10 protein-coding genes are annotated in these 13,709 nt (G+C 62.6%); 5 read left to right on the forward strand and 5 right to left on the reverse strand.

Annotated elements, in window-relative coordinates; all coding sequences use genetic code 11:
• Positions 1-24: 24 nt before the first annotated feature.
• Positions 25-570, reverse strand: a complete 546-nt coding sequence (gene rfbC / locus NMB38_RS01115; protein WP_023535751.1) for a dTDP-4-dehydrorhamnose 3,5-epimerase — start codon at positions 568-570, stop codon at positions 25-27.
• Between the two features lie 267 nt (positions 571-837).
• On the opposite strand from rfbC, the gene aguA reads away from it, so the two are divergent.
• Positions 838-1,944 (forward strand): agmatine deiminase, encoded by a 1,107-nt coding sequence (gene aguA / locus NMB38_RS01120; protein WP_027914102.1) that lies wholly within the window; start codon positions 838-840, stop codon positions 1,942-1,944.
• A gap of 449 nt (positions 1,945-2,393) precedes the next feature.
• On the opposite strand, the gene NMB38_RS01125 is transcribed toward aguA, so the two are convergent.
• A complete protein-coding gene (locus tag NMB38_RS01125; RefSeq protein ID WP_345956491.1) occupies positions 2,394-4,496 on the reverse strand; it encodes a TonB-dependent receptor in 2,103 nt (700 codons plus the stop codon).
• A gap of 459 nt (positions 4,497-4,955) precedes the next feature.
• Between NMB38_RS01125 and NMB38_RS01130 the strand changes: the two genes are divergently transcribed.
• On the forward strand, positions 4,956-6,275 hold the full coding sequence (locus tag NMB38_RS01130) for an OprD family porin (RefSeq protein ID WP_023535821.1): 1,320 nt from the start codon (positions 4,956-4,958) through the stop codon (positions 6,273-6,275).
• A 69-nt stretch (positions 6,276-6,344) separates the two neighbouring features.
• Here the strand turns inward: NMB38_RS01130 and NMB38_RS01135 are convergent, their stop codons facing one another.
• Positions 6,345-7,712, reverse strand: coding sequence for an ATP-binding protein (locus NMB38_RS01135; protein ID WP_028688171.1), 1,368 nt, complete (start codon positions 7,710-7,712; stop codon positions 6,345-6,347).
• 1 nt (position 7,713) lies between these two features.
• On the reverse strand, positions 7,714-8,436 hold the full coding sequence (locus NMB38_RS01140; RefSeq protein WP_027914099.1) for a response regulator: 723 nt from the start codon (positions 8,434-8,436) through the stop codon (positions 7,714-7,716).
• 140 nt (positions 8,437-8,576) lie between these two features.
• Here NMB38_RS01140 and NMB38_RS01145 point away from each other — a divergent pair, with 140 nt between their 5' ends.
• Complete coding sequence (locus NMB38_RS01145) at positions 8,577-10,874, forward strand: TonB-dependent siderophore receptor (protein WP_345956492.1); 2,298 nt, start codon at positions 8,577-8,579, stop codon at positions 10,872-10,874.
• A gap of 50 nt (positions 10,875-10,924) precedes the next feature.
• Here NMB38_RS01145 and NMB38_RS01150 read toward each other — a convergent pair whose 3' ends face one another.
• Positions 10,925-11,152 carry a DUF3079 domain-containing protein gene (locus tag NMB38_RS01150; RefSeq protein ID WP_345956493.1) on the reverse strand — a complete coding sequence of 76 codons (228 nt, stop codon included), beginning with the start codon at positions 11,150-11,152 and terminating at the stop codon, positions 10,925-10,927.
• Positions 11,153-11,489: 337 nt separating this feature from the next.
• Here NMB38_RS01150 and NMB38_RS01155 point away from each other — a divergent pair, with 337 nt between their 5' ends.
• The gene (locus tag NMB38_RS01155; protein WP_027914097.1) at positions 11,490-12,302 is read left to right on the forward strand and encodes an alpha/beta fold hydrolase; all 813 of its coding nucleotides are present in this window, start codon (positions 11,490-11,492) and stop codon (positions 12,300-12,302) included.
• Positions 12,295-13,452, forward strand: a complete 1,158-nt coding sequence (locus NMB38_RS01160; protein ID WP_110607259.1) for a PAS domain-containing sensor histidine kinase — start codon at positions 12,295-12,297, stop codon at positions 13,450-13,452. The genes NMB38_RS01155 and NMB38_RS01160 overlap by 8 nt, the downstream gene beginning before the upstream one ends.
• Positions 13,453-13,709 lie beyond the last annotated feature (257 nt).

Consider the following 13,709-nt stretch of genomic DNA (forward strand, 5'->3'; position numbering starts at 1 on the left):
AAGTCTGATGTAATTATGCGCTAGTTAAGGCAGCACTTGTGCTTCTGCCCACGACACGCCCACCTTGTCCTTGTCTGACAGCACAGGCGGCTGTTGCAGGCCCCAGTCAATGGCCAGCGTCGGGTCGTCCCAGCGGATGCAGCGGTCAGCCTGGGGATTGTAGTAGTCGGTGGTCTTGTACAGAAACTCCGCCGAATCGCCCATCACCGCAAAGCCATGGGCAAAGCCTGCTGGGATCCACAACTGACGATGGTTTTCCGCCGACAGGTGCACCGCCACCCACTGGCCGAATGTTGGCGAGTGCCTGCGCACGTCCACGGCCACATCGCGGATCTCGCCCTGTACCACGCGCACCAGCTTGCCTTGGGTATTGGCCACCTGATAATGCAGCCCACGCAGCACGCCCCGGCCGGAGCGCGAGTGGTTGTCCTGGACGAACTCGACCTCGGCGCCGGTCAGCCGGGCAAACTCGCGGGCGTTGAAGGACTCGAAAAAAAAACCTCGGCTGTCGCCGAAGACCTTGGGTTCGATGATCAGCACTTCGGGGAGGGCAGTGGGTATCACGTTCATCGGGAAACACTCTGCAGGCTATGCGTTATGACCCTAGCTGGCAGACGCGTGCTTGTCCTGTCCAGAAGAGCGCCCGACAACGCTCTGAACACTGCTAGGGTTAGGTTGCGCACGACGAGCGTCACGTATTTGCCGATTATTATCGAAATATAATCCGTATATTATGCGCCTGCTCGAACGCTATTCTGTTTAAAGATGGATTTATATCGGTTATAAACGCTTTTTACGCCCACACCCTTCCGGGCAGGGCCATGACAGAGGTCAACGATGAAAACCCTCACTTCCACGCCACGTGCCGATGGTTTCCACATGCCCGCCGAATGGGCCCCGCAAACCCAGGTCTGGATGGTCTGGCCAGAGCGGCCGGATAACTGGCGACTGGGCGGTAAGCCGGCGCAGGCGGCCCATGTCACCTTGGCCAAGGCGATCGCGCGCTTCGAGCCGGTCACCGTGGGCGTCTCGGCGGGCCAGTATGAAAACGCGCGTCGCCTGCTGGACCAGCCCAACATCCGGGTCGTTGAACTGGGCAGCGACGATGCCTGGGTGCGTGACACCGGCCCCACCTTCGTGGTCAACGACAACGGCGAAGTGCGTGGCGTGGACTGGGATTTCAACGCCTGGGGTGGCTTCGAGGGTGGACTGTATGCACCGTGGAACCGGGACGAGGCATTGGCTGGCAAGGTGCTGGAGATGGAGCGCTGCCAGCGTTATCGCACCGAAGGGTTCGTGCTCGAAGGCGGCTCGATCCATGTGGACGGCGAAGGCACGGTGATCACCACCGAAGAGTGCCTGTTGAACCACAACCGTAATCCGCACCTGAACCGCGAGCAGATCGAAACCGTGCTGCGCGACAACCTCGCGGTCGATACCGTGGTGTGGCTGCCGGACGGCCTGTACAACGACGAGACCGATGGCCATGTCGACAACTTCTGCTGTTACGTGCGCCCTGGCGAAGTGTTACTGGCCTGGACAGATGACGTGAACGACCCCAACTACGCGCGCTGCCACGCGGCCATGGAAGTGCTGCAGACCACCCGCGACGCCAAGGGGCGGGCCTTCGTCGTGCACAAGATGCCGATTCCCGGGCCGCTGTACGCCACCGAAGAAGAATGTGCCGGCGTCGACCAGGTGTCGGGCAGCCAGGAGCGTGACCCTTCGGTGCGTCTGGCAGGCTCGTACGTCAACTTCCTGATCGTCAACGGCGGCATCATCGCGCCGAGCTTCGACGACCCGGCCGATGCCGAGGCCAAGGCCATACTGTCGAGCATATTCCCTGATCACGAGGTGGTGATGATCCCTGGACGGGAATTGCTGTTGGGTGGCGGTAACATCCATTGCCTGACCCAGCAGCAGCCGGCGCCTGTGCACCGTTGATGGTTCGTGGCGCGTGGTGAGGACGAGCACGCGCACAACCGCCCAGCGACGCCTGGCACCTGCAGTGGCATAGCTTTTGTATTGTTTTTCAAGCAGATAGCCTGATGTAACCGGGTTACCTGCTTGTAACACTACTTGCGTAGGTTAGCTGCTCACGGGCCAGGAGTACGTGTAGAAATGAATGCAGCAAGTGAGTCGGCATTGCGCCCATTGGCAATAGACCAGGCATCGCTCGAGCGTTTGGCGACGTGGTTGAAGCACCATGGAAGCAGCAGGGTCAGGACGACCGACCCACGACGGCTACTTGCAGGGCGCTACCCTGAAGGACTGATCAGCGAGGCGGAGTTTCATGCGTTGATGGCGGTGTGGCGTTAGCCGCGACCCAACGTTGCTCAAACCCTGTACCACACTGGCAGGGGCAGCCCCGCAAAGGCTGCCCCTGCTGACGTTCAGAAGCTGTAGGTGCCTGTGACGACCAGGCTGCGGGGGTCGCCGACCTGGATCTGCGCTGCACTGGTCGCCGAACTGTAGTATGTCCGGTCGGCAATGTTGCTCAGCGCCGCCCGCACATCCCACGCCTGGGTGCGATACCCGGCCAGCGCATCCCAGCGGCCATAACCTGGCAGCACCGTGGTGTTCTGGTTGTCGGCATACCGCTGACCGACCAGCGTCAGGCCTGTTTCGGCGTACCAGCCCAGTTCTGGCTTCCAGGTGACGAACAGGCTGGCGTTACGCTTGGCCACGTCATTGATCCGGTTACCTTGCTGGCCGTTGTTGTCCTTGACGATGGTGGCATCCTGCAAGCCAACCCCGCCGCGCACGTACCAGTTGCCGATCACATTGCCCGTGGCGGTCAACTCAATGCCGCGCGAGCGCTGAAGGCCGCTGAGCAAGGTGATTTCCGGATTAAGCGGGTCGCGGGTACGACGGTTGTAAAGCTCCAGTTCATAGACCGCCAGGGTGGTGGTCAGGCGCTGGTCGAACCAGTCGCTCTTCACGCCAACTTCCTTTTGCCGGGTCAGCTCGGGTGCCGTCTCGTTGCTGTTGCCCGGGGCGCCCGGCGTGATGCCGATCAGGCCACCGCCTACCGGCGAGAAGGTCTTGCTCCATGATGCGTAGAACGAGTGATCCTGCGACGGGGTGTACACGATCCCTATGCGAGGGCTGGTGGTCCGGCTGCTCTGTTTTTCGGTCAGGCTGCGCACCTTGTTGGTGGTCTCCACGTCGAATTCATCGAAGCGCACGCCTGCCAGCAGCTGCCATTGATCGTTCAGGCGAAGCTGGTCTTGCAGGTACAGGCCACGGCTTTGCACCACGGTGTGGTTGTTGCTGGACATCACCATGCGACCGTTGTGCTGCTTGCTCCGGTCAGGGTCGTACAGGTCCAGCGGCGGCACGGGCCGCCCGCCGGCGTTTGCCGCAGCCGCGGTATACAAGGTAGGGTCGCGGCGTTGGCTGCCGAACTCCAGGCCCAGCAACAGCGTGTGCCCCAGGCCTAGTGTGTCAAAGGTGCCTTCGGCTTCCAGGGTGTTGAACAGGTTGCGGGTGTTCAGGTCCTGCTGCCAGCGCTGACGCGTCACCGTGCCATTGCTGGGGTTATAGGCGGTGGGGTAGGTGTTGTCGAATTCGCTGTCGAGCTTGAACAGGCTCAGGGTGTGACGCAGTTGCCACGCATCGTTGAGCTCGTAGTTCAGGCGTGAGCGCAAGGACTGCGCCCGGTCATCGATGAAGTCACGCTGTGTATCGCCGTAGGTCGTGCTGCGGCTGACGTTCGCCGGGCGGCCATCGACGCCGGGGATACCGCGGTCCGGCGTGCGGTTGAAGCGGCTGTACTCGTATTGCACCAGCCAGTTCAGCTGCGGCGTGACCTGCCAGCTGACCGAGGGTGCGAACAGCTGGCGGCTACCGTCGATACCGTCACGGAAGCTGTTGTTGTCCTGGTTACCCATGTTCAGGCGCAGGCTGACCGTGTCGCTGGGGTCTGCGCTCAGGTCGGCATACAGGCTGCGCAGATCCTCGCTGCCTGCCCGTGCCTCCAGGGTAGAGCGACGGCCTGCCTCGGGCGCCTTGCTGATGCGGTTGACGATACCCCCCTGGCCGCCCCGCCCATACAGCACGGCCGCCGGGCCTTTGAGTACATCGACCCGTTCGATGCTGTGCAGGTCGCGGATGTACTGGCTGTCATCGCGCACGCCGTCCAGATAGAAGTCATTGCCGGCTTCGAAGCCGCGAATGCGTACGCTGTCGAAGCGCGTGTCGGCACCACTGCTGACGTTGGGGATACCCTCGAGCGCTTTGCCCAGCGTGTCGCTGCCGTAGTCCAGCACCTGCGACGTCTTTATCGTATCCACCGCCTGCGGCACGGAGCGCACGGCAGTGGCGGTTCGAGTCGCGGTACCGACCTCACGCACCCGCGGGTTGTCTTTTTCCCGCTCGCTTTCGGCGGTGACGGACAGCTCAGGTAGGGTGGTGGTGGCAGCGCTTGTGGGGCTGGCAGCCAGCAGGCATGAAATGGAGAGCGTGATAGGAGCGAGGCGAGAAGGGGCAGGCATGGCGCACGTTTGACCGAGCAATAATGAAGGTGCGAATGATAATGGGTGCTATTTACTAATGCTCGCCTATTCTGAGCCCTGGATTTTTACGTTTGTATCACTTTGTAACTAATTACGAAGGCCTGCCAAGGGAACTTGTCGCTGTGATCAGGATGAGTTTTCCATATCAAGAAGGAATATCCTCCTACAGCTTTAGTTCTAAAGAAAATGCCTCATGAGCGCTCGGTTTTTAGTTATATCAACCTGAATTTCACGTTTTTTTGACATTTGTAATCGCACGCCGCTAGGATTCGGCCACGCCTGCTGGCCAATCCGTTTGGCCATGCTGTTGCCAGGCCGGCCGCGTTTACCGGCAAAGGGGCTTTTGGCAGAACCTGCATAGCGTCGAACCTACGAAGGGGCGTTGGTTCATGGCGTCATTACGCAGCGCGTTTTCGATCAAGAAATAAGGAAAATAACATGTTGAATACCAGGATCAGCCTGGTCGCCCTGGCGATGATCGCCGCGACCCAGGCCCAGGCCAATGACCAGGCCGCCAGCAACGGCTTCATCGAGGACAGCCACGCCAACGTCCTTCTGCGCAACGCCTACATCAACCGTGACAAGAAGCACGGCACCGATGACCAGATCGAGTGGGGCCAGGCATTCATCGGTAACTTCTCGTCCGGCTTCACCCAGGGCACCGTCGGGGTCGGCGTCGATGCATTCGGCCTGTACGCCTTGCGCCTGGACGGCGGCAAGGGCCACAACGGTGGTGGCGGCGTCGACTTCTTCAAGCCGCACGACACCACCAATGCCGATGGCAATGCCCGTTCGCCGCACAACCTGGCCCGTGCCGGTGCCGCCGTGAAGTTCCGCATTTCCAACACCGTGCTCAAGTACGGTGACCAGATGCCCGCCCTGCCAGTGCTCCAGTACGACGATGCGCGCCTGCTGCCGGAAAGCTTCACCGGCACCCTGATCACCTCCAAGGAAATCGAAGGCCTGGAGCTGAACGCCGGTCGCTTCACCCAGGAAGCGCGCAAGAGCGCCGAACGCCGCGATGGCGGTGGTCTGAAGTCGATCAACGTGTTGGGCGGTAGCTACAAGTTCAACGACAACTTCACCGCGTCGCTGTACACCGCCGACACCGAAGACGTGATGAAGAAGCACTACCTGGGCTTGAACTACGTCTACGCCATTGCCGAGAACCAGTCCCTGACCCTGGACTTCAACGGCTACAAGTCGAGCATCGACAACAAGTACGTGCGTGAAGCGGGCCTGAACGGCGACTCGAACACCATCTGGAGCCTGGCCGCCACCTACGCCTACGGCGCCCACTCGTTCACCCTCGCTCACCAGCGCAGCACCGGCAGTACCGGCTACAACTATGGCTGGTACCAGAACCAGGGCGGCGTGGGTGATGGTGGCTCGACCATCTTCCTGGCCAACTCCTACTGGTCCGACTTCAATGCCGAGGACGAACGTTCCTGGCAGCTGGGCTATGGCCTGGACTTCGGTGCCTACGGCATCCCTGGCCTGACCTACAAGCTGGCCTACGTGGTGGGTGACAACATCAACACCCGCAATGTCGCCAACCCACAGGGCTTCGGCGAAGGCAAGGAGCGCGAGATCTTCAACCAGATCCGCTACGTGGTACAGGAAGGCCCTGCCAAGGACCTGTCGGTCAAGCTGCGCAGCTCGTTCCTGCGTACCAACAATGCCGTGCGCCAGAACGGTTACAACGACGACGGCAACGAAGTCCGCGTATTCGTCGAGTACCCGATCAGCATCTTCTGATCCGGTCACCCACGCAGGTCACCTTCGCACCGCGTGCGCCGCTGGCCTGAGCCTACGGGCTGCCCGTCTCTAGACAGGCAGCTCAAGGGTCACGCGCAACCCGCCCCCCTCACGGTTGCGCACCCGCAATGCCCCCCCATGGCTGGTCATGATTCGCTCGACGATACTCAGCCCCAGCCCATACCCGCCGGATGCCTGGTTACGCGAGCTCTCGCCCCGTACGAACGGTTCGGTGACGGTCGCCAGCAGGTGCGGCGCAATGCCTGGGCCTCGATCCTCGACGTGAACCAGCACCCGTGCCCCTACGCGCTCCACCGACACACTCACCTGACTGGCATAACGCAATGCATTGACCAGCAGGTTTTGCAGGCAACGCTGCACCATCAGGGCATCGACGCTCACCACGCCGCCATGGCCGTGCACGGGTATGGGTTCGTCGGCAGTGGCCAGCTCGGCGCACTGGCGTATCACCAGGCGATCCATGTCGACCGGTTGCAGGTTTTGCTGTTCGCCCGCACGCAGGTAGTCCAGCACCTGGCCGATCATGTCGTCCATCTGGGCGATGTTCTGCCGCAAGCGCTGCCGGTGTTCGTCGTCGGGCATGCGTTCCAGGCGTAGGCGCATGCGCGTCAGCGGGGTGCGCAGGTCATGGGAGACAGCAGCGAGAAAGTAAGCCTTGTCGTTGACCATGGCGATCAGGCGCTGCTGCATGGCGTTGAAGGCTTGCGCGGCCTGACGAACCTCATCGGGACCATCGAGCGCCAGCGGCGGTTGTTGCAGGTTGCTGCCCAGCGCCAGCGCCGCATCCGCCAGGCGGCGTAGCGGACGCAGGCACAGGCGCACGGCAATCAGGCACACCACCAGCACGGCGACAATGCGCAACGCGTACACCCGCAGCAGGTAGTCACTGATCAGCAGCCAGGCGGATTCACCGCTCCAGCCCTGCAGTTCCTGCCCGTCGATGGTCAGCCAATGCCCGTCTGCCAACGGCACCGCAAACTGAAGATGGGCCTGGGCGGTGCGCAGCCCGAACAGGCTGCGCCAGACGATCGGCTGGCCCAGTTCGTCGGTCAACTGCACCTTCATCAAGCGCACCTGCGGCTCATGGCCAAGCTCGTATTTCAGTGCCTGATGAAGCAGCAACTCGACCCGTTTGCGCCCGCGCCGTTCGTCCTGCTGCAGTACGGGCAGCTGCTCGGCGCAGCGCAACTGGTAATGGGCCGGCACCTTGAGCACGCCGGCATGACAGCTGGCCTGCTGGATGAGCGGTGCACTGCGCGCCGCAATCAAGCGCACGGGGGCTTCGAACACCTGGGCGAAGCGCACATCGAACCAGATGCTGCTGGACATCAACTGAATGGCCAGGGTGCCGCCCACCATGATCAGCATCAGCTGCCCGAACAGCGTGCGCGGCCACAGTCGGCGAGCCCAGCGCATGTCAGGCCGTGGCCTGGGTCTGAGCAATGCTCAGCAGATAACCTTCGTTGCGGATGGTGAGGATCTGCGCCACATCGCCAGGCGCATGGCGCAGATGCTGGCGCAGGCGGCTGACGCACATGTCGACCGAGCGATCGTCCGGCAGGTGGTCGCGGCTGAAGGCACTACGTGTCAACTGGTCGCGAGACACCACACGGTTGTTGGCTTCGAGCAGTTCGCGCAGCACCCGATAATCGGAGCGCGGCAAGGTCAAGGTCTGCCCGTCGGGGCGGGTCAGCAGGCGCTTGATGTGTTCCAGGCGAAAACCTGCAAAGACATGGGCTTGGACCTGGGTTGGCTCCTGTACGGCAGCCTCCAGCCGATGGGGCCTGCGCAGCACGGCCTTGATCCTGGCAATGAGTTCCCGGGGTTCGAAAGGCTTGGCCAGGTAATCGTCGGCCCCTACTTCCAGGCCAATGATGCGGTCCAGTGCACTGCCCTTGGCCGACAGCATGATCACCGCCAGCCCCGGCAGGGCCTGCAACTGACGGCACAGGCTCAGGCCATCTTCACCGGGCAGCATCAGGTCCAGCACCACAAGGTCCACCTTTTGCCGCGCCAGGTGCTCGTGCATCTGCTTGCCGTCGGCCGCCGCCAGTACGACGTAGCCTGCATCGGTCAGGTAATCGCACAGCAGCTCGCGAATCTCGTCGTCGTCATCAACAACCAGCAGGGTTGTGCTCATCTGAAAAAACACCTGTGAGGCGGGCGTCGTCAACGCCCGTTACGTTGCATTACATCCCCGTACATGTCGGGTGTAGAGCCCGGAGGACTGATCCCTAGAATCCTAACAAAAAATCATCTGCAAATACGAAGCCTTCCCAAATGAATCCCTCAAGCATCGCCAACACCTTCACCGCGTTCACCTGTGGCGGGACCCGCCTCAAGCCAATTGCCTTCTTCGTCGGCCTCGCCATCAGCGGTGGTGTCATGGCCGCCGACAGCGCACCTCTGGTGCTCGATGCCACGCAAATCGAAGACAGTGCCCTGCTGCCCCAGGACGATGCCGGCCAGCTGGGCTACACCGTCGAACGCACGCGCAGCTCCACCGGCCTGGCGCTGACCCCACGGCAAACGCCACAGTCGGTCACCACCATCACCCGCCAGCAGATGGATGACCGCGCCATCCACAGCATCGAGCAGGCGCTGGAAACCACCCCCGGGGTAACCGCCAGCAAAGCCGAAGTGGGCGGACGCACCGATTACCGCGCCCGTGGCTATTCCATCACCAACTGGAAAATCGACGGCCTGCAGGCACCCGGCGCGTCCGACTTCAGCGGTAGCGGCAACGCCCTGAACATGGACCTGTACGAGCGCATCGACATCGTGCGCGGTGCCAACGGCCTGCTCGGCGGAACCGGTGACCCGTCCGCTACCATCGACCTGATTCGCAAGGCGCCCACCCGCACCTTCGGCGGCAGCGCCTATGCCACCTACGGCAGCTGGGACAAACGCCGCCTGGGCGCCGACCTGAACCTGCCGCTGTCCGAAGACGGCCGCCTGCGCTCGCGTTTCGTGGTGACCCAGCAGGACGCCAACTCGTTCCGCGACTACCAGTCCGACCGTTCACGCGCGGCCCTGGCCAACTTCGAGTTCGACCTGGACGACGCCACCACCCTAGGTGCCGGCTATCAGTACGAGTACAACAAGGTGGTGGGCGGTGGCTGGGGCGCGAACATCCCCATCTGGTACCGCGACGGCAGCAAGACCGACCTGCCACGCAGCTCCAACCTGGTACCGAGCTGGAGCTTTGGCGAGTACACCACCCGCACCGCCTTCGGCTCGCTGGTGCACCGCTTCGACAACGACTGGTCGCTGGACCTGAAGGCATCCCAGAGCACGACCGATGCCCTCAACCACCGAGGCCTGGGCAAGGTCAACTCGGCAGGGCGCGGCCGGTTCGGCGGCTACTGGAATCAGGACGGCAGCGGCGCGGTGCTCAACGGCCTGCACAGCTCGAGCGACACCACCCAGCAGTCGGCGCAGATCGACCTGTCCGGCCCGTTCCAGTTGTTTGGCCGTACGCACCAGGCCATGGTCGGCTACAACGACAGCCGTAGCGTGCAGTGGTCCCCGGAATACCGCTGCAGCATGGTCGGTGGCGGCAAGGCCACCGATCCAGTGGTGGGCTGCTTGTTCCGCGCCAACAATGGCCTGCCCATCAGCGACTGGCGCAATGGCGTGGACGGGGACTATGCCATGCTGGCTTCGCAGACCGGCAAGCACAGCAAGACCACCACCCGCCTGCAAGGCATGTACGCCGCGACCCGCCTGAGCATCACCGACCCACTGTCGGTGATCCTGGGCGTGCGCACCACCGACTACTCGGCCATCACCCGCAGCGTGGATGCCGTGCGCACCAGCCAGGAAGAAAACGGCGTTGTGACTCCCTACCTGGGCGCGGTCTACGACCTCAACGACACCTACTCGCTGTACGCCAGCTACACCGACATCTTCAACCCGCAAACCCAGGAAACCAGTGCCGGCAGCCGGGTCGAGCCGATCCGTGGGCAAAGCTACGAGACGGGCATCAAAGGCGCCTGGTTCGACGGTCGCCTGAACGCCTCTGCGGCGTACTTCCGCACCAAGCAGGAAAACAAGGCCGTGCTGGACGGCGGCCTGTCGACCCCGACCGGTGGCGATGCCTACAAAGCAGGCTCAGGCCAGGAAACCGACGGTATCGACCTGGAAATCGCCGGCGCCCTCACCCCGGACTGGAACGTGTACGCCGGCTACACCTACCTGCACTTCCGCCGCGTTGACAGCGACGGGCGCAGCGACCCTTCGCACCTGTTCAAGGCCTCCACCACCTACCACCTCAGCGGCCCACTCGACCGCCTGACGGTCGGCGCCGGCGTTACCGCGCAGTCCAATATCCGCGCCCTTTCCAGCCCGGCGGGCCAGCCCGTCAACGGCGTGAGCAGTGGTGCCACCGACGTGAACTGGTCCGGCTACGCCATCTGGAACGCCATGGCCAAGTACCAGGTGACCGACGACACCAGCGTGACCCTCAATGCCAACAACCTCTTCGACAAGCACTACTACACCCGCTACGGGTTCTATGCAGGCGCCGTATACGGTGACCCGCGCAGCCTGTCGCTGACCGTCAACACCAACTTCTGATCCACGTTGCAAGCACGAACACCTCACCCGCGCCCGGCGGATGAGGTGGTTCATGCAGGGCTGAGGGCGTGGTCAGAGGGTGGGGGCTTCGCGTTATCCACAGCGGGCGGCTCGAACCTGTCATCGAAGCTGTCCCAGCCCTCGCCGAACAGCTCCATCGGGTGCATGGTCCGGTCGGCACCATTGCCGCATGCCAGCGCCTTGGCTGGGCAATACAGATCGCAGCCCCAGCAAATGCGCTCGGGGTGGCTGGGGTGCTTCGGGAATTTCTTGGCCATGAGGTGCCTCCGGCAGGCGGTACATGACCTGAGCCTAACCTTCGCAGCGCTATTCGAGTTGACCGAAGTCAAACACCAGCCAATGGCATCCTGATCATCGCCTGACCGTCTGTCCCCAGAAAATTGGCAGAAACTTCTACGTCGCTTGCCTATATAGCGTAATGTGGGCGTCCCGATCCGTGAACTGTTACAGCACAAGACCCCACTAAGTCATTAGCGGGGCGATGACGCGTCGCTCAACGGCACCTTTCTGTAGGGCTTCCCTCAACTATTCTCAGCAAGGACTTGAACGGATCGTGACAGCTCAGCATGACGTTGAACGGTATTGGGGAGAGGTATGACCCTGCAAAAACGTAACAACGTCCAGGTTGCCGGAGCCGGTGACGTGACCCTCGTTCTGTCCCATGGTTTCGGCTGCGACCAATCCATGTGGCGGCTGCTGCTCCCGCACTTTCTCGAACGCTTCCGGGTCGTGACCTACGACTTGGTCGGGGCGGGGCACTCGGACCTGAGTGCCTACAAGCACGACAAGTACTCCACGCTGTGGGGCTACGCGAGCGATCTCAACGAAATCATCGACGAATACGCCCAAGGCCCGGTCATCGTGGTCGCCCACTCGGTCAGCGCCATGATCACTGCCCTGGCCGAGCGCCAGCGGCCAGGCCGCCTGATGGGGCTGGTCATGGTGGGCGGCTCGCCCTGTTACGTCGACGACGAGGCGTACACCGGCGGCTTCACCCCCGATGAAGTGCACGACCTGCTGACCACCCTCGACGAAAACTACCTGGGTTGGTCCAGCTCCATGGCCCCCGTGCTGATGGGGACCCCCGGCCAGCCGGCCCTGGAGCAGGAACTGGCCAGCAGTTTCAGCCGCACCGACGCCCAGATCGCCCGGCACTTCGCCCGCGTGATCTTCCTGTCCGACCACCGCAAGGACGTGACAGGCCTGCAGCTGCCCACCCTGATCGTGCAATGCACCGGGGACCCCGTCGTGCCTTTGGCGGTAGGCAACTACCTGCACGCCGTCATGCCCAGCAGCCAGCTGAGCATCATCGAGAACATGGGCCATTACCCCCAGCTGAGCGCGTCAGGCGCTTGTGCGGCCGCGATGGACCAATTCTTCACCCACCTTGGCCTCGACCATGGATAACACAGCGCTGCTGTCCACCCAGGCCTTCTTCGAGCACGCCCCCTGTGCCCTGGTGGTGATGGCGCCCGACGGCACCCTGGTGCGCTGCAACCAGACACTGGCCGACTGGCTGGGGTACGACAGCGCCACCCTGCACGCGATGAGCTTCGACCAACTGCTGCCCGCCGACGGCCGCGTGTTCCTGCTGACCCACTGGGGCCCACTGCTGAACATGCAGGGGTCGATCTCCGAAGTGAAGATCGCCCTGCGCCACCGCGACGGCCGCAAGCTGCCCATGCTGCTCAGCGGCGTGCGCCGCGAAAGCGATGACGGCATCCGTTACCATCTGGCGCTGTTCAGCGCGCTCGAAAGCACCAGCAGTGGCAAGGCTGCCCTTGAAGCCATGCAACGCGCCGAAGAAATGCTGGCGCAGAAGATAGAAGCCGAAAGCGCCCTGCAGCGCGCCCAGGCTGAACTCGCCGCCGCCTACCAGGAAGTCCAGCGGCGTGCCGTCTTCTCCGAACAGATGGTCGCCATTGCCAGCCACGACCTGAAGAACCCCCTGACCGCCATCCAGATGGCCGCGTCCATGCTCAAGCGCGATCTACCAAGCGACCGTGCTCGGCGCTTGTTGGCGGGCATCGATACCTCGACCGAGCGCGCGCTGCGCATGATCGTCGACCTGCTCGACTTCGCCTCGGTCAGGCTCGGCCCCGGCATGACCATCCGCCGCGAGCCAGTGGACCTGGTGCGTGCCGTGGATTATTCGGTGAGCGAGCTGAAGGTGGCCTTCCCTGATGCACAGATTCGGCATTACGCCCGCGGTTGGCGTGTGGTGCAGGTCGACCCGGATCGCTTGCAGCAGTTGATGGGTAACCTGGTGGCCAACGCTGTCGCCTATGGCGACCTTCGCTATCCCATTACCGTGACCACGGATTTCTCGGATGACGGGGCGGTGGTGACTGTGCATAACCATGGTGCTGCAATCGATGACGCGCTGCTGCCCACGTTGTTCGAGCCGATGACCCGAGGCAGCGATTGCCAGGACACGGTCCGGTCGGTGGGGCTGGGGTTGTTCATCGTGAAGAAGATCGCCGAGGCGCATGGGGGGAGTGTGAATATGTGCTCGGATGGGGTGTTGGGTACCCGGTTTGAGGTTTGGTTGGGGTGAGGGGCCTTGGGCAGGTGCATTCAATTCGCCGGGAATCCTAACCCGTATCTTGCGTAAGCGCCGTCCCATACGAGCAACCCCCCCAACACCGCATCCGGAACCGAGCGAATCCCAAGGTAGGAGCGGCCTCGCGCCGCGATGGGCTGCAAAGCAGCCCCAGCAATCCCGAACCTACACAAAAAATCCCCGGGATGACCGGCAAGCTCGATACCCCGTCCGAGCAAATAAGTCACGTGGCTGAATCTGAGTAAACTTTT

It is taken from the genome of Pseudomonas sp. FBCC-B35, from assembly GCF_059133755.1.